The organism is Halobacillus dabanensis (assembly GCF_900114165.1).
Taxonomy (GTDB): Bacteria; Bacillota; Bacilli; order Bacillales; family Halobacillaceae; genus Halobacillus; species Halobacillus dabanensis.
In genome coordinates, this window is the sequence record NZ_FOSB01000012.1 from 73,983 (window position 1) to 90,978 (window position 16,996).

At 41.4% G+C, this 16,996-nt stretch carries 16 protein-coding genes and 1 riboswitch; of the genes, 9 read left to right on the plus strand and 7 right to left on the minus strand.

Annotation, left to right across the window (positions count from 1 at the left end):
- Positions 1 to 56: 56 nt before the first annotated feature.
- Positions 57 to 191, plus strand: coding sequence for a hypothetical protein (locus BMZ58_RS21660; protein ID WP_279626145.1), 135 nt, complete (start codon positions 57 to 59; stop codon positions 189 to 191).
- Between the two features lie 186 nt (positions 192 to 377).
- On the opposite strand, the gene BMZ58_RS17530 is transcribed toward BMZ58_RS21660, so the two are convergent.
- Positions 378 to 803, minus strand: coding sequence for a pyridoxamine 5'-phosphate oxidase family protein (locus BMZ58_RS17530; protein WP_075037844.1), 426 nt, complete (start codon positions 801 to 803; stop codon positions 378 to 380).
- 381 nt (positions 804 to 1,184) lie between these two features.
- On the opposite strand from BMZ58_RS17530, the gene BMZ58_RS17535 reads away from it, so the two are divergent.
- Positions 1,185 to 2,027: an alpha/beta fold hydrolase gene (locus BMZ58_RS17535; protein ID WP_075037845.1), complete on the plus strand. Its 843-nt coding sequence runs from the start codon at positions 1,185 to 1,187 to the stop codon at positions 2,025 to 2,027.
- 92 nt (positions 2,028 to 2,119) lie between these two features.
- Here the strand turns inward: BMZ58_RS17535 and BMZ58_RS17540 are convergent, their stop codons facing one another.
- Entirely contained in the window at positions 2,120 to 2,803 is a 684-nt protein-coding gene (locus BMZ58_RS17540; RefSeq protein WP_075037846.1) for a class I SAM-dependent methyltransferase, read from the minus strand.
- Positions 2,804 to 2,976: 173 nt separating this feature from the next.
- A riboswitch (cobalamin riboswitch) is annotated at positions 2,977 to 3,151 on the plus strand.
- A 143-nt stretch (positions 3,152 to 3,294) separates the two neighbouring features.
- Here BMZ58_RS17540 and BMZ58_RS17545 point away from each other — a divergent pair.
- The 7 genes from BMZ58_RS17545 (at position 3,295) to BMZ58_RS17580 (ending at position 10,734) form a co-directional block, all read left to right on the plus strand.
- A complete protein-coding gene (locus BMZ58_RS17545) occupies positions 3,295 to 5,508 on the plus strand; it encodes a ribonucleoside-diphosphate reductase subunit alpha (RefSeq protein ID WP_083412870.1) in 2,214 nt (737 codons plus the stop codon).
- Positions 5,509 to 5,524: 16 nt separating this feature from the next.
- Positions 5,525 to 6,562, plus strand: a complete 1,038-nt coding sequence (locus tag BMZ58_RS17550; protein WP_075037885.1) for a ribonucleotide-diphosphate reductase subunit beta — start codon at positions 5,525 to 5,527, stop codon at positions 6,560 to 6,562.
- 290 nt (positions 6,563 to 6,852) lie between these two features.
- Complete coding sequence (locus tag BMZ58_RS17555; RefSeq protein WP_075037847.1) at positions 6,853 to 7,185, plus strand: P-II family nitrogen regulator; 333 nt, start codon at positions 6,853 to 6,855, stop codon at positions 7,183 to 7,185.
- 29 nt (positions 7,186 to 7,214) lie between these two features.
- Positions 7,215 to 8,627, plus strand: a complete 1,413-nt coding sequence (locus BMZ58_RS17560) for an ammonium transporter (RefSeq protein ID WP_075037848.1) — start codon at positions 7,215 to 7,217, stop codon at positions 8,625 to 8,627.
- A gap of 236 nt (positions 8,628 to 8,863) precedes the next feature.
- The gene (locus BMZ58_RS17565) at positions 8,864 to 8,959 is read left to right on the plus strand and encodes a putative holin-like toxin (RefSeq protein ID WP_075037849.1); all 96 of its coding nucleotides are present in this window, start codon (positions 8,864 to 8,866) and stop codon (positions 8,957 to 8,959) included.
- Positions 8,960 to 9,536: 577 nt separating this feature from the next.
- Positions 9,537 to 10,103 (plus strand): sigma-70 family RNA polymerase sigma factor, encoded by a 567-nt coding sequence (locus BMZ58_RS17575; RefSeq protein ID WP_167360111.1) that lies wholly within the window; start codon positions 9,537 to 9,539, stop codon positions 10,101 to 10,103.
- Positions 10,096 to 10,734 carry a hypothetical protein gene (locus tag BMZ58_RS17580; RefSeq protein WP_075037852.1) on the plus strand — a complete coding sequence of 213 codons (639 nt, stop codon included), beginning with the start codon at positions 10,096 to 10,098 and terminating at the stop codon, positions 10,732 to 10,734. Before BMZ58_RS17575 ends, BMZ58_RS17580 begins: the two co-directional genes overlap by 8 nt.
- 184 nt (positions 10,735 to 10,918) lie before the next feature.
- Here BMZ58_RS17580 and BMZ58_RS17585 read toward each other — a convergent pair whose 3' ends face one another.
- The 5 genes from BMZ58_RS17585 to BMZ58_RS17605 all read right to left on the minus strand — a co-directional run bounded on the left by BMZ58_RS17585 (position 10,919) and on the right by BMZ58_RS17605 (position 16,911).
- On the minus strand, positions 10,919 to 11,560 hold the full coding sequence (locus tag BMZ58_RS17585; protein ID WP_075037853.1) for a uracil-DNA glycosylase: 642 nt from the start codon (positions 11,558 to 11,560) through the stop codon (positions 10,919 to 10,921).
- 211 nt (positions 11,561 to 11,771) lie between these two features.
- Positions 11,772 to 12,758: a sodium:calcium antiporter gene (locus BMZ58_RS17590; protein WP_075037854.1), complete on the minus strand. Its 987-nt coding sequence runs from the start codon at positions 12,756 to 12,758 to the stop codon at positions 11,772 to 11,774.
- 158 nt (positions 12,759 to 12,916) lie between these two features.
- Positions 12,917 to 14,422, minus strand: a complete 1,506-nt coding sequence (locus BMZ58_RS17595) for a phytoene desaturase family protein (protein ID WP_075037855.1) — start codon at positions 14,420 to 14,422, stop codon at positions 12,917 to 12,919.
- Positions 14,423 to 15,138: 716 nt separating this feature from the next.
- Complete coding sequence (locus BMZ58_RS17600) at positions 15,139 to 15,360, minus strand: hypothetical protein (protein ID WP_075037856.1); 222 nt, start codon at positions 15,358 to 15,360, stop codon at positions 15,139 to 15,141.
- A gap of 312 nt (positions 15,361 to 15,672) precedes the next feature.
- Positions 15,673 to 16,911 carry a dicarboxylate/amino acid:cation symporter gene (locus BMZ58_RS17605; RefSeq protein ID WP_075037857.1) on the minus strand — a complete coding sequence of 413 codons (1,239 nt, stop codon included), beginning with the start codon at positions 16,909 to 16,911 and terminating at the stop codon, positions 15,673 to 15,675.
- Positions 16,912 to 16,996 lie beyond the last annotated feature (85 nt).

Sequence of the window (16,996 nt, forward strand, 5' to 3'; positions counted from 1 at the left end):
ACCATTTTCCTTAAGAGGGAAATATCCGATGGAAGAGGGTTTCCACACATGTTGTCGTGCCAGCGAATGCCTCGAAAGATACCATCTGTAATGTAAAATCTGAAGTGAAAGACATCTTGCAAAACATCCAGTTTGAGCATGTGACTATTCAAGTTGAATATGAAGATGAAAAGTGTTCATTGGATCAATAAAGGATTTTAAGCTCGTTATATTGGCTCCCAAACAACCCATTTATTTAAAAAATTCATTTCAATGCTTTTTTGGGGATAGGGGGTCGGGGGATGACTCGTTTTCCCACCGACCATTCTCTCGTAAAAATGCCTTGAAAATGAGAAAAGCAAAAAAGTGGTCAGCCGGGAAGCTGACCACTTTTCATATTAAAGATCCAATTGTTCTGGAGTGTTCGAATCCGCATTCATATAGCGTATATATTCCGGCATGATCTCTAAGACAATGTATTCCGGGTCTTCTTTCCCCTCGAACCAGCGATTCATCTGATCACTCCAAAGTTTATCCTTGATTTCCTGGTCCTCACGGATTTTAGCCTGACCTTGAACTTCCAAGTATGTGTCCCCATACCCTGTCCCTTCATATCCAATAAGAATATGGACATGAGGATTTGCCTCAATCTCTTCCGCTTTATGCGTCTCACGGTTGGTCGGAGTGTAAAAAGTGAACTCATCATCTTTCCAGAACGTCATATATCGTGTATGTGGTTTATTGTCTTTGACTGTAGCTAGTGTCCCTATTTTATGTTGCTCCATGACTTCATAAATCTTCTTTTTCAATTCTTCTTGGGTCAAAGAAAAGCTCCTTTCCATAATCCTTTTTGTACTATTAGAGTTTTCCCTGAAATATGGGAGATAAACCATACAATGTTTAAACAAAAGGCGCAAGCGCCCCGGGAGACACGAAATGCATAAGCAAAACATCTGACGGAGGATGATCTCCCCTTCCACAAGACAGATCGCTTATGTCGCGAGCTGCCGGGCGCTGGAGCTGTATAGGATCACCTGTGTCTATTTCCTTTCTACACCGCCAATTTTTACTTTTTTATCTTCTGAGTAAACGCGGGCATCATAAAAAAGACACATTGTCATTATTTCTTCATAAAGATATCAAAAAGTAACACCATATGTCCTTTACACTAATAAACAGATCAATTTTTTCAGGAGGAACACCTTATGCTAACAAGAAAATGGACGCCAATTTTAGTAGGGTCCCTTTTGATCGTATTAATTTTCTTCCTATTTAATTCAAGACTAGGAAGTTCTGAACCCATCGACCGTGAAGACCTTACTCCCACTTTATTTGTGCACGGGTTCAAGGGGGGGCCAAGAAGCTTTGACACGATGATTGATCGAATGCAGAGTCTCCAGTGGGGAGAAAAACATGTGAAAATATATGTATCAGCAAGAGGGGATGTGACCATACGTGGTAATTTCACTGGATCCTTTAACCCTTTTGTGCAAGTACTTTTTGAAAACAATCGGGCCAGCATTAACAATCAGACCCTTTGGCTTTCTGACATTATGCGCCGTTTGAAAGCCGACTATGGCATACAGCAAGTAAACCTTGTCGGTCACTCCATGGGCGGGCTTGCTTCGGTGAACTATTTACTGAATGAACATCACTATTCGGTACCACGAGTGGAGAGGCTTTCTGTCATTGCAAGCCCCTTCAAAGGTATTAAAAAAGAAGGCTATTTTGCCTCCAATTATGGTGCAGCAACCACAGACTTACATCCAGGTTCTGAAGCACTCGATCAGATGGTCGCTAAAAAAGATCAATTTCCAAATGATATTGATGTCTTCGGGATAGCTGGCGTAATCAATAGGGATGATCCCGAATCCGAACACTGGGATGGACTCGTCCATGCCTCAAGCGTAAGTGGGTTAGAGGAAATTGTTCCGTTTGGTCAATATAAGGAAAAACGTCTCTATAACCCACTGGCTACACATTCTGGCCTTCACGAGTTAGAAGAAGTCGACCTCCTTTTAAAAGAATTCCTTTGGGGGGAAGAATGAAAAACAGAAAGCGGAAAGAAAAAAATGTATGACCAGGTCATACATTTTTTTCCAATTGAAAAGCACCTTCCGTAACTAAGGTGCTTTTTGGTTTATTTATTTTTCTCGAAAATGAAAATCCACATGAATGTTAATGCCTGTTGCAACTCCTCGTCAAGCGAAGACAAATGAGTTTCCATGACCCCTCGTTTGTATACTCCTTGCCCATTCACATACGTCCAACCTGTCTCCTCTGCCATTTTTTTCAATTCCCACGGCATCATTGTATTACAGATTACTTTTTCTCCATAAAGCCTCCGATAACTGTTGATTCTAGGCATCGCGGTCGGGCCAAGTAATCCAATACATAAACGCCCTCCTGGCTTAAGAATTCGTTTCATTTCTTCAAGTCCTTTATAAGGAACTTCCGTCCATTCCAGGGAGTTTATGGCCATTGCTGCATCAAAAGTTCCCTCTTCAAAAGGGAGAGCTGTCAAATCTCCTTGCACAAAGGAAATCCCTTCTTCATTAATACGAGAGGTGGCACGATCGACCATGTCGGAGGACAAATCAAGCCCTGTGACTTTAAATCCTTCTTGAAATAATCGATATGCTCCATACCCATCTCCACAACCAAGGTCTGCTATAGCACCAGTTTCAATATGCTTTTTCAAAAAAGGAATAATGGTACATCTGCTTCCTTCATCCCACATCTCCCGACTTTTTGAACTCCACATTTCTGCTCTATCATTCCATTGCATTTCCGCTTCTTTGTGCCAATTGAATGATTGATCCATCCGATCGTCCCCCTTTACTATTTTAATGTACCTCCCTCCATTATAGCGGATTAAAAAGGGGATAAAAGCTCTAATCTGGTCGTCCCCAAGAAAAAAAAGTTGCATGATCACACCTTGTCAGTTATGATAGAAACACAATATAAGCTAAATCAATGATTTAAAATAACTATATATAGTATTAACGAACAAAAGATGCCACTAGGCTTAAAAGGGAATCCGGTTAAAATCCGGAGCTGCCCCCGCAACTGTCGCCACTCGCGAAATGGACATTCCACTGTGTTTTTGCACGGGAAGGACCAGAGTAAGACCGAGTGCCAGCCAGGAGACCTGTCTTCGTTCGTCACAGTTTCAACTTCTTCGGGGATTGAGAAGATGAAACGATGGAATGAAAAGAGGTATCTTGTCGTGTTTTCTTTTCGTTCCACCGTTTCATCCGCTCATCCTTGATGGGCGGTTTTTTTGTGCTTTTTATAAGGAAAAGGAGTGTCGAAATGGAGTTATTAAAGGAAAAAACAAACTGGAAAATGATTTTAGAACAGTGGAAAAGTGACTTTCCTCATTTAGACTTGGATCGTTTAATAGATAAAACACGTAAACATGACACTATTGAAAATGACTTGATTCTTGAATGCTTAGCAGAAATTGATGAAACAGAACCGGATTGGACCTATGTGGCTAGTCGTATCCACCTTCAACAAATGTATCAAGAATCAACCATGAACCGGAACACCGAAGGTCCCTATGAAAACTTCGCGGATTTGATCCATCTTTTGATCGATGAACAAATTTACACCAAGAATCTTCTTACATACTATACCGAAGAAGAAATTACGGAAATCGGGAAAGCTGTAGTACCGGAACGAGATTATTTCTTCACTTATATCGGTCTGAAAACAATGAGTGACAGATATTTAGCAAGAAGTAAAGATAAGAAAACTTTTGAATTACCTCAGGAACGGTTCATGATTATCGCTATGGTATTGATGGCACAAGAAGATAAGGCGAAACGCATACACCTTGTCAAAGAAGCCTACTGGGCATTAAGCCATTTATATATGACTGTCGCAACCCCGACGCTTGCCAATGCCGGGAAACGCTATGGTCAACTCAGCTCGTGCTTCATTGATACTATTGACGACTCTTTACAATCCATTTATGACAGTAATACAGACATTGCCAACTTGAGCAAGCATGGTGGCGGCATCGGCGTCTATTTAGGGAAAATCAGAAGCCGCGGAAGTGACATTCGAGGTTTCAAAGGGGTATCCTCGGGAGTTTTACCTTGGATGAAACAGCTTAACAATACAGCTGTAAGCGTGGACCAGCTTGGCCAACGTCAAGGGGCTGTCGCTGTTTATTTGGATGTTTGGCATAAGGATATCTTTCCTTTTCTTGATAGTCGCTTGAATAATGGGGATGAACGGCAGCGCACCCATGATCTTTTCACCGGAGTTTCGATTCCTGATGTCTTTATGGAAGCTGTTGAAAAACGAGAAGACTGGTACTTGTTTGACCCGCATGAAGTCCGGGAGGTCATGGGCTTTTCATTAGAGGATTATTTTGATGAACAAAAAGGAGAAGGGTCCTTCCGCGAAAAGTACGCCCAATGTGTAGCTCATCCCTATTTGTCTAAAGAGAAAGCACCGGCCATCGAAGTCATGAAACGAATAATGGTCAGCCAACTTGAAACTGGAACACCCTATATGTTTTACCGTGACGAGGTGAACCGGATGAACCCGAACAACCACAAAGGGATGGTCTATTGTAGTAACCTTTGTACAGAAATTACACAAAACCAGAAACCTACTGTACAGGATGAACAATTCGTAGAAGACGGTAAAATTATTACAGTTCAAACACCAGGAGAATTTGTCGTTTGTAATTTGTCCAGCATCAATCTCGGCCGTGCTATACCCGATGGCATACTGAAACGATTGATTCCTATTCAAATAAGAATGTTGGATAATGTCATCGAATGTAACACGATCCCTGTTTTACAAGCCCAATTGACGAATCAATCCTATCGTGGAGTCGGACTTGGAACATTCGGATGGGCGCATTTATTAGCCCAGAAAAAGATCGACTGGGAGTCTGAGAAGGCACTTGATTATACGCATGAAGTGTACGAGGCCGTTTCCTACCTAGCCATAGAAGCTAGCAGTGAACTGGCAAAAGAAAAAGGAAGTTATCCGTTATTTGAAGGATCGGACTGGCAGACAGGGGAGTATTTTGTTAAACGGACGTTTGACCAAGACGGCTCTTGGAACTGGCAAGCATTAAAAGACAAGGTTTCCAGAAATGGTATGAGAAACGGCTACCTCATGGCTGTTGCTCCTAATTCGAGCACTTCACTAATTGCTGGCAGTACTGCGAGCATCGATCCGGTGTTTAAAAAGTTTTACTCAGAAGAAAAAAAAGACTATAAAATCCCTGTTACTGCTCCTGATCTGACACACGAAACTTATGGCTACTACCCTTCCGCTTATGATGTTGATCAGCATGCGAGCATTAAACAGAATAGTATCCGACAGAAATATATCGACCAATCCATATCTTTCAATTTATATGTTCGCAATACAATCCAGGCCAAAGAATTACTCTCCTTGCATCTCGACGCCTGGAAACTCGGTCTTAAAACCACGTATTACACACGTTCAACTTCCAGCCAGGGAGAATTTGATGATTGCGAAAGCTGTTCATCCTAATAAGGAGGAATTTTTTATGGAAACCATACACAAAAGGAAACTCGTCGACTATGAAGCCCCAAATGCGTCCACTGGTATGATTAATGGAAGAAGTTCTAACATATTGAACTGGGATGACACTCGATATCCCTGGGCATACCCTATGTACAAAACGATGCTTGCAAACTTCTGGATCCCTAATGAAATAAACATGAGCAATGACTTGAAACAGTGGAAGGAATTAACAGATCAAGAGCAAGTCGCATTCAAAAAAATCATCGGTCTGCTCGCTTTCCTTGATTCCATCCAAACGGATTACTCGGGTAAAATCGCCGACTATCTAACAGATTCCAGTTTATCTGCCTTGATGCAAGTACTGGCTTTTCAGGAAGTCGTCCATAATCAATCATACTCTTATGTACTTTCATCTCTTGTCGACCAGCAAGAGCAGGAAGACATATTTGAATATTGGAAGCACGATCAAGTACTCCAAGAAAGAAATCAGTTCATTACTGATGGGTACCAGGAGTTCATTGACTCTCCTTCTGCAGACACATTTTTAAAGTCGATCGTTTATGACGTTGTTCTTGAAGGATTGTTCTTTTATGCTGGCTTTGCATTCTTTTATAACTTGGCACGTAATCAAAAAATGGTATCAACAAGTACAATGATTAATTACATTAACCGTGATGAACAAATCCATGTAAGCTTATTTTCCCGTATTTTCAATGAAACTTTAAATGAGAACCCTGAACTCGATAAAGACTACTATCGTACATTTGCAACAGAAACCTTCCATAAAGCGGCCCAACTAGAAATCGAATGGGCTCAACATTTAATCGGGAATCAGTTTCCGGGGATCCCCCTAGAAGACTTGAAGGATTATATTCGTTACATTGCAAATAAACGATGCAGTCTTCTGGGGTGCGAGAAACCATTCCCTTCCTATCAGAAGAATCCACTCAAATGGATTCGTGCTTATCAGGAAGTCGATGAAGGAAAGTCTGATTTCTTTGAACAAAAATCGCGTCAATACACAAAAGTATCTGAAACCAACGGCTTCGACGACTTATAAAACGAAGTATAATGGAAATATTTACCTGACCTGGTCATCCATATTTTGGATGACCAGGTCAGGTTTTTATTTATCTCGTTTAATAAAGCCATCCCTCTCTGCTTTTTTCCATGAACCACAAAAACCACAGTATATAAAAAAGAATTTAACATGTTAACTTTTCTAACATATAAAATGAAAATGTGTTGATTTTTCAGAATCTTTCCTTTATAGTTATATTTAATTACTTACTCAATGTGTTAGGAAACCTAACATTAATTAAAAGGAGGATTTTAAATCTATGAAAAAAAGTGGAGGCAATCATACGTCCTGAAGCGTTTCAAGATTTAAGACAGAAACTTGACGACCTTGGCGTAAAAGGCTTGACAGTATCTGAGGTAGCCGGATGCGGGCAACAAAAAGGGCAGGAAGGAATTTTCCGAGGCAGCCGATTCGAAATCAAGCTCTATCCGAAAGTGAAAGTCGAAATGGTAGTCGAAAATCATGAACTCGGACCCATCATTGATATCATCATGGAGACCTGCGCTACGGAAGAAGTCGGGGACGGGAAAATCTTTGTTTCTACGATTGATGAAGTGTTTCGTATTCGTACAGGAGAAACTGGAAAGCAAGCATTAATATAATCTATTATCCCGAAAGGAAGAATTCATTTATGAAAAAAATCATCCCTCTGTTCCTATTCGCTTTACTCGGTTTTCCTATGATCGCAAGTGCAGAAACGGCGGTAACTGCTGAATCTGTCCTACAGTCAGTCGACATGGCTTGGGTTATGATTGCCGCATTCTTAGTATTCTTCATGCATGCAGGATTCGCAATGGTTGAAGCTGGTTTCACCCGCTCCAAAAATGCCCTGAATATATTAATGAAAAACTTTATGACGATGTCAATTGCCGCTGTCCTCTATTTCATCGTTGGTTACGGAATCATGTTCGGTATTTCTGGTGGAGGAATTATCGGAATTGATGGATTTTTACTTAGTGGTCAAGAAGATCAAATCGGTTTCTTTGTTTTCCAGGCAGTCTTCGCAGCAACTTGTGCGACCATCATTTCGGGTGCGGTTGCTGAACGGATTAAGTTAGGCTCTTACCTTCTTCTGACTATTGCAATGACCGGTTTTATTTATCCCGTTGTCGGTCACTGGGTTTGGGGTGGAGGCTGGTTAGCTGAACTTGGCTTTGTCGACTTTGCAGGTTCTACAGTTGTTCACTTGACCGGGGCTCTTGGTGCCATCATAACCGTTCTGTTCCTCGGGCCACGCCTCGGTAAATATAGCGGAAAAAAAGTCAATGTCATTCCAGGCCATAACATCCCATTAGGCGCCCTTGGTGTATTTATTCTTTGGTTCGGATGGTTTGGATTTAACGGGGGGAGTTCATTAGCCGCAGACCCATCTCTCGTTCCATCTGTAATCGCAACAACCTTACTTTCTGCATCCGCAGGTATTATCGGATCCGCTTTTTATTCCTATGCAAAATTCAAACGCATCGATGCATCCCTTACTTTGAACGGAGCTTTAGCTGGTCTTGTCGGAATCACCGCTGGCACTGCCAATGTTTCCCTGCTTGGAGCAATCGCTATTGGTTTGATTGCTGGCATTATCCTTGTTGAAGCTGTGCAGTTCCTCGACCAAGTTGCCAGAATCGACGATCCTGTCGGTGCCATTGCCGTTCATGGAATTTGTGGAATTTGGGGTACAGTTGCCGTCGGCTTGTTCGCGGTTGAGGGCGGACTCTTCTACGGTGGCGGCGCTGGTTTACTTGGTATCCAAACAATCGGTGTCCTTTCTGTAATTACATGGACGGTTCTCACCACAGCCGTCGTTGTTTTCATCATTAAAAGCACAGTGGGTATCAGAGTTTCTCGCCAGGAAGAAATCTCTGGCCTCGACTTTTCCGAACACGGATCTCAAGCTTACGAGACGAGTCGCGGTATCTTCAACGAAAACATCAATCCAAAAGTGGACGGAGACTTCGGTGTTGGTTTACTTCACAGACTCGATGGCTTGAACTCCAATGGTACGGACAAGGAAAAATCAACGGAAGGAAAAAGAGTCCAAGAGGTGTAACACTTTACAAACCCGTAATAATGATCTCTATAGATTCACCTTGGTCCTCCCTACAAACTCCAAGGTCAATCATAAAAAGGCAGGCTCACGACCTTTGATGAGCCTGCCTTTATTAGTTCCTTCTGTCTATTTTGCGAACATACGTTCTTATTTATCGCAAATTATGGTATCCTTGTAGGTAGATACCGTTCTCTATTATATAAAAAGCTAGTGATAGAAAGGGTGTGAGGCTATCGATGAGCACATATGAATCTCTCATGATCATGTTAGCGTTTGGAACGTTCATCATTACACTCCTTGCGCTCATCATAAAAATGAACAATAAAAAATAGACCCTCACTTTATGTGAAGATCTAACAGTTATACGAACGGTATCGAGGCGGCAGTTGCAGCTGTCGCCATTTCACTTTTTATTATAGCATAAATCCTCGAGAACTGAAGGGATATCCTTTTGCATCCTTAATAAAAAAACTCCTACAAAAAAGCCTATTATTCGGCAAGTTCCACGTGAAACATATTTTACCTGTTCATTCTTATTCGCTTCCTCCATTTTTTCAGCTAAGGAGGTAAGAAGCCTTTCATAAACCCCTCTATACAAACAGAAGAAGAAACAGATATATTTCATCAGCTCCTCACATAAAGATGCCCTTGTGCGATACGGAAGTGGATTTCTATCCGTACATTTGATTGAGAAAACCAACGTTTGCATTATAGTTATAAGTATTCAATAGGAAGCCATTTGTCGTGCCCTTAGAAGGTAAGATCAACCCCCGGACATACTGATTATGGGGAAATTCATCTGGACACTGATTCTTACAAGGAAAAAGATGATGTCATCTAGAATGTGAGATTAAGATAAATAAAACCAAATACCGAGAAGCATCGTCTAATCAAATGAGGTGGGGAAAATTGATACGCAAACAGCGCACAAAATATACAAATGTACCCGAGAGAATCGATGAAGACCGTCTGGAGCAATGGATTCATGAGTACGGGCACGATCTCAAATGGCTTGCCTATTCATATGTAAAAGATTATGCCATCGCGGAAGATATTACACAGGAAACATTTATTAAAGCCTACCAGAAATACTCTACATTCAAAAACGAATCAACCGTCAAGACATGGTTGTACAAAATCACGATTAACGCCTGCAAAGACCATTTGAAAAGTTCCTATATGAAAAGGGTTATTAAAAAGGGAACGGAAATATTCCGATCGATCCCTTCTACTAGAGAAACACCGGAAGAGTTGATCATGCAAAGAGACGAAGATGAGGCATTGGTTGCCCACGTCCTAAAGCTTGAACACAAATATAGAGAAATAATCATTTTATATTACTTTGAAGAGTTCGACATCAAAGACTTGGCAAATGTACTGATTATAAGCCCCAATACTGCTAAAACAAGGCTTCGACGCGCCCGCCAACTTCTACAAGAACGGTTGACATCGGAAGGGAGTTCCCAGAGTGAGTGATTTGATTGATCGCAAGTTAAAGAAAGTGAATAAAGACGTGAAATATGATGAAGTCCCTTTTGATCAACGACACATGCACAAGTCTATATTACAGTCGTTGAGAAGAAAGCCAAAAAAGAAAGCCATTTGGATTAAAAAGAGCAGTCCGCTACCCATCGCAGCCATTCTGCTATTCTCCGGATTGCACTTCTCCCAAACGGAACCAAATACCGAAACGGCAGGTTTGATGACGGAAAGAATACCCGCTCCTGAACTGAAGACTGCAACAGTACAACCTGGTACCTCTTCAGCTAAACAGACGAGCACCCACCATACAAACACCTCCATGATGGTTCGTGAAACCTATGTTATTCACGAAAAAAAACATTTCATTCAAACAGGGAAGCGCGTCACTACCGAAGAACTTGGAGAAGTCATCGGTACCGTGGAACATCAGCCCTCAAATGAGTCATTGGAAAGTGTAGCCCGCTTCCTACCCGAAACGAAAATCTACAAGATTAAAGGGGAGGAAACAAAGGATAGAATTGCTGTTCAAAGTTGGCGCAGCAACGGAATTGGCTCAACTTCTGTCAGCAGGCAAGGTTATTTTGTCTTCGAAAAAAGCCCCGCTATGCCCCAGGAAGATAGTTGACCCTCTTTATATAACCAATATTAATCGAGCCACCTCTTCAAGTGGCTCTCTACCCTATAAACATATATCGTTTTTGATTATGTTTTCCGCAGAATCAACTTCCAGGATACGAAGAAAGTTATAGTTAGAGGAAGCCTCTCTCTTTCCCAGAACCCAACAGCACCTAGAAAAAATTTTTATAATCTCAGGAGTTAACATTACCTTGTTTAAAATACTCCCTTAGTTGATCAAGAGATTTATAGATATCTTCTTTGATCTTCGGATTATAGAATACAGCTGCAGGGTGGTAAAGTGGAATAACAGTAAATTCCTTCTCTGTTAAAACATAACCCTCCCCCTCCTGCTTTCGGATCGGTGTATCGATCGGCTTTCCAATCACTTCACTAATTCTCCCTGTATCCCCGGTCAGTCGTTCATAGGCCACGCCTCCAAGGGCAATAATCACATCCGGATCCATCTTCTTGATTTGATAATCCAACAGCGCTGCATGAGCAAAAATCTCCTTCTGATTCGGTTTCCGGTTAGCTTTTCGTGTTCCACCTGTTCCTTTTTTATTCGTTTTCACCCATTTATACGGCCTGCTTCTTACAACGCTCGTAATATAAACACTTTCCCTGGAAAGGCCAACATACGCGAGCTGTTTATCCAGTTCGTCCCCAGCCCTCCCAATAAACGGTTCTTCTTTGAGGGCTTCATTCTCTCCTGGAGCTTCACCGACTATCATCACTTGCGCCCGGTCATCTCCTTTACCGAGTACAAAACCTTCCACATCATAGGGAACAATCCTCTTTTTTGCTTCTCTTACTAGTTCTTCAGGCCATTCCATGTCTCATCCTCCTTTTCCCAAAACTTATTCCATGTACGTAAACTCTCAAGAACAGAATCTAATAATAAGTCTTCCACTGTAACGCGCCAACAACACTTTTGAACCTTATCCTTTCTATACTTGGCAAAAATATAAAATGAACCGACTGATGGATAATGGATTGCATTTGAAACGTGTGCATGACGATAAAAAACAGCCAACAGGCTGCTTATTATTTCATTTGAAACGCTAAATAAGTGGTTACGAAATAACTGATTATTATCAATAGTGAGGGAATCAGGTAGTTCCATGCTTTAACTTTTCTACGAGTAATACTATAGATGACGAGTAGAATGAAAATTATAGAAGTTATCCCGGTCAACATATTAGCAGGCGAAGATTCTTGCAATAAGTTACCTCTGAAATAAATAAAATCCGTGATGGCTAGAATCATCAAATTAAAAGCATTACTTCCTAACAAAGAGCTGATCCCTAAATTGAAGTTTCTCAATTTAAGGGCTGTCCCTACGCTGACTGCATCCGGTAAGGAGGTACTGATTGCAACTAAAAAGGCACCTATGAAAGATGCCCCTATTCCTGTAATGACAGAAATTCGCTCTGCCGTCACTGTCAAAACACTACCTATGACCATAATAAGAAAAGCATAGAGGATAAAGCGCGCTAATACTTGCTTATAAGAATAATGTTGATACCTTTCATTCTGCCTCTTGACTTTCCTTCCCTGGTATTCCGTTCGATCATTGATAACTTTCGATCCGATAAAATAAAGCAGGACAATCGCAATCGATGTATAACTGACATGAAAAACGTGAGTCGGCAAAGTAAAAGTCAATCCTGCTATCACAATAAGGGTCATCAATATAACAAGCCATCCATATAATTTACTTTCAACTGTCGCATGGGTGAGAATTTGATACCTTCGATATACGACATCAAAGATTGCAAGCCCCATAATGTTGAACAGGTTACTTCCAATTAGGTTTCCGACAGCCAGGTCAGGGCTGTCTATAATAATCGCCGTCACACTCGACGTCAATTCTGGTAACGAAATCGCGATACCAATGACCGCTCCCATAAATGCAGATGATGCCCGTGTTTTCTCTTTGACTGCATCCCCGAAAACCGCAAGCCTCGAGGCTACAAAAAAAGTACAAATTCCTGATATAAAAAATAATGCGAAGATCATCCAATCACTCAATACGAAAACTCCTTAAGTCCATCAACTTCGAAATAGCATTTTACAACAATACCCCTAGGAGCCTATCGATAAACAGTTAATAATGACCAATAACACAACTCTTCCATCCCTATGTAAAAAAAAATGAATGCTCAGAGCTACCTGCTCTGAGCACCCTCTCATTGATGAACTGGTGAATTTTCCTTTTCCCTGATCAAATCCGCTGTTAGTTGACCAGAAAGTGTTACCATCGGGACGCCACCCCCGGGATGTGTTGAACCACCGACAAAATAAAGGCCATTATACACTTGGCTCTTCGATGGTATTTTAAACCCGCCATTCGATTTCCGATCAGCAGCGATTCCATAGATGGATCCGCCATTAGGCCCATATAGGGTCTCCAGGTCTTCCGGAGTGAAACGGTATTCAAACTCGATAGAATCACGAAGCCCTTTCATTCCCATTCGCTCGAGTTTGTCTAAAACTGTTTCCCGATAAGCATCCCAGTCATTCGGTTTACGCTTTTTATTCTCAAGAGGAGGAACATGGGTCAATACAAACAAGTTGTCCTTCCCTTCCGGAGCTTGTGTTTCATCAGAACGAGCAGAGATACCAATATAAATAGTAGGGTCATCCGCCGGCTTTCCTTCTTCAAAAATCTGTTTGAACTCTTTTTCAGGGTCTCCGGAGAATAGGAAATTATGGTGTTTCAACTGATCGAACTTACGATCTGTCCCCAATAAAAGAACGAGCCCTGAAACAGTTGGTTCGAATTTCTTTTCCAGTGATTTCTTTTCCTTCTTCACCTTAGAGGTTTGAGGGGCAAGTTTCCGATAAGCAGGTATGGCTTCCAGGTTCGACACCACTACATCCGCTTCGTGTATCGTTCCATCTTCTGTTTCTACACCGATAACTCGATCGCCTTCCACCACAAATTGTCTAACAGGAGTATTAAGTTCCACTTCTATTCTCAGTTCCTCCATAAGACGACCCATACCTTCCGCGATTTGGTACATACCACCTTTCACATAATGAATACCTAATCCGAGTTGCACATAGACAAGCTGATTCAAAATTGCCGGGGTAGCATAAGGGTTGGACCCTACATACATGACGAAATAATTGAATAGCTGTTCCAAATATTTATTATTAAAATGTTTGTGTGTCGCTTTAGCAACTGTATTGAGAGGATCCATTTGGAATAACTCACTCAACTTATGGTGTTTTTTCAGGTCTTTCAAATCTTCGATACTATACTTGTAGAAACTCTTTCTACAAAGTTCATACATATCCTGACTATAAGATAAGAAATCTGTCAGTTTCCGGTTCGGGCGATCGGTGACCTTTGCCATTTCATTCAGCATGTTCGGAAGATCGCTCGTTACATCAATTTGGGTACCATCTTCAAAAAAAGTACGCCATTGAGGTTCCACTCGTTCAACTGTAATATAATCTTCCAGACGCCGATGGACACTTTCAAAAAGTTGTTCAAGTACCCATGGCATCGTCAAAATAGAGGGTCCCGTATCGAAGGTGAACCCTTTCCCTTCCCGCCTATTCAATTTACCCCCGATATTGCTGTTTTTCTCAATGACCTTCACATCGTAACCATCAGCTGTTAGTCTGATGGCCGCTGACAACCCTCCTAATCCGGCACCTACCACAATCGCTGTCTTCTTTTTCAAACCGTCCACCTCCAAATTAATAAACAAAAGGAATCAACCGATACTGTCTACACTTTGCCTTTCCCATGGCTCTCCACCAACATAACGTCGTCTTCCAGTCAAATTCTATGTAGCGATGCGACGATGGTGGGTATTCCGCATAGGAACGCAGCAATCAGGGGTGCAAGATCCCTACAAGAAAATGAAAATATAAAATAGCCTCGTGTATAACGAATAGCTTCACCTTCGATGCATTCCTATACTAATCGACATCTCTCTAACGGGAGGGTCATTTTTCGTAATTTCTCTCCCATAGGAAAGGGAATCCCTGAGCGAAGCCGGCATGAAGTACGGGTGACCAACACTAGATCGACCGACGGTCAGACATAGAGCAAGGAACGCTTTACACTACCTTTCATCCTTCCCTTTGCCCCCTCCTGATAAACCGTTCAAGCGTCTCCCACACTAAATGCCGGAAACTTTGACCTGCAGGATTCTCGCAGAATCTTTTGTAATCCTTTACAATATCACCAACACCTTTTATCCGAATTAAAGATAAAATGGGATGCGGAGGGAAAACCAATGGATATGTTTTATAGTCTCTTTATAATTTCAGTGGTCATCGCAACTTTTTTCGTCATATTCAAGAAGCTTACAAGAGCGACCTATTGGACGATGGCAATTATCGCTATCCTTTATAGCGCTGTTTTACTTTTCAGTTTTTTATTTAATTTTCCTTAGAGTTCCTTCCTCTGTTTGTTAATCGCCTCTCTGATATGGTAAAGTTCTGCATACATAGCTGTCGCATATACACTAAGAATACTTAAGAACATCGACAGCACGAACACGGAGCCATCAAGCCCAAAACCAAGCACCGATGAAAAGCCGACAATGGCACCTATAATGATTCCGATTCCTGTCAAAAAGATTATCTTTTGAAAAGTTACTGAATAAAACACCGTATCACCTCTTCCAAATTATCTATCTACTACTATACCCATAAGAAGCTATCGTTACACGTTAACCATCAATCCAATCCTTCCATTACTTCGTTCTTCTCTATTGCAAATAAACCCTTTCTAAAAAACATAACCTCCACGACCTCTTATCCATAAGGTTTACTACATTACTTATAACTGCAGAAACCCTAACAAATTCATTTCCTTGTATTCCCCCCATGTAAAAGCACCGTCTTCGTAAATATTCGGCAAACCTGAAACAATCTTTAACAAAAAAAGTGCACCCCAGAGGGATGCACTTTTTACTATACTTTATGCTTGCATACGTTCGGCATCTTCTTCAATGCCATGTTTTCTTTCCGATTCAGCTACAACGACTGCACATGCTGCATCACCAGTAATATTCAAGGATGTCCGCAGCATATCAAGCAATCGGTCAATACCGATGATTAAGGCGATCCCTTCAACTGGAAGGGAGACCTGGTTGAGTACCATAGCAAGCATGATCAATCCGACACCTGGCACACCAGCTGTTCCAATACTTGCAAGAACGGCTGTTAGAACAACCATAACCAATTGAGCAAATGAAAGGTCAGAACCATATACCTGAGCGATGAAAATCGTCGCCACACCTTGCATGATCGCCGTTCCGTCCATGTTAATGGTTGCACCTAAAGGCTGGACAAAACTACTTACCGGCTTCGGCACTTTCAAGTTTTCCTGGGCGGCTTTCATGGAAATCGGCAGTGTTGAACTACTGCTGGATGTACTGAATCCAACTGTCATCGCAGGGAAGAAACCTTTAACAAATTTAATTGGGTTCATCTTCCCTAAGAAAGCAACCGCGGATCCATAGGTTACGATTCCATGGATAACCAATCCAAGGATGACGACAACCATGTACATGACCATCCCTTTCATGCCATCGATTCCCATTGTTCCAATTGCAGAAGCAAGGAGACCGAACGCACCATATGGAGCGAACCGCATGATCAGGTTAACAAGGAACATCATAATTTCATTACCTTGTTCAACAAGCTTATAAATACCTTCAGCTTTCTTACCGAGCATAGCTAAAGCAAATCCGATAAAGATGGCAAAAGCGATGATTTGAAGCATATTTCCTTCAACCATAGCCTGAATAGGGTTTGTCGGGATTATGCTTGTAAAAGTTTCGACAACACCAGGTGCTTCCTGAGCTTCATATTCTGCACCGGCAGGGTCGATGTCGATATTACCCGGTTGGAAAAGATAAGCAAGAGAAATGGCAATAGAAATGGCGATAGTTGTTGTGACAAGGAAAAACCCGATTGTCTTTCCACCGATGCGCCCTAATTTTTTAGGATCACCAAGGGAAGCTGTACCTAGTGTGATAGAGAAGAATACAATCGGTACGACGAGCATTTTAATAAGATTTAAAAATACAGTTCCTAAAGGACTGAATATATAAGCATCTAAAGTACTGAACAGATCTGGTGCAGCTAAATGCAGAGCCAAACCTATAACAGCACCAAGAATCAAACCTATAAAAATCTTAGTTGTTAGTTTCATGACGCAACCTCCTGAAGACATTATGATAACGCTTACTTGTTATTTTGTTTTAAAAAATGAAAAATTTCAAAATGGTAGCACACCT

Bases quoted from the DNA above. Each gene is read 5' to 3' on its own strand.
- BMZ58_RS17535 (WP_075037845.1), top strand. From the start codon at position 1,185: ATGCTAACAAGAAAATGGACGCCAATTTTAGTAGGGTCCCTTTTGATC.
- BMZ58_RS17540 (WP_075037846.1), bottom strand. From the start codon at position 2,803: ATGGATCAATCATTCAATTGGCACAAAGAAGCGGAAATGCAATGGAAT.
- BMZ58_RS17545 (WP_083412870.1), top strand. From the start codon at position 3,295: ATGGAGTTATTAAAGGAAAAAACAAACTGGAAAATGATTTTAGAACAG.
- BMZ58_RS17550 (WP_075037885.1), top strand. From the start codon at position 5,525: ATGGAAACCATACACAAAAGGAAACTCGTCGACTATGAAGCCCCAAAT.
- BMZ58_RS17560 (WP_075037848.1), top strand. From the start codon at position 7,215: ATGAAAAAAATCATCCCTCTGTTCCTATTCGCTTTACTCGGTTTTCCT.
- BMZ58_RS17565 (WP_075037849.1), top strand. From the start codon at position 8,864: ATGAGCACATATGAATCTCTCATGATCATGTTAGCGTTTGGAACGTTC.
- BMZ58_RS17585 (WP_075037853.1), bottom strand. From the start codon at position 11,560: ATGGAATGGCCTGAAGAACTAGTAAGAGAAGCAAAAAAGAGGATTGTT.
- BMZ58_RS17605 (WP_075037857.1), bottom strand. From the start codon at position 16,911: ATGAAACTAACAACTAAGATTTTTATAGGTTTGATTCTTGGTGCTGTT.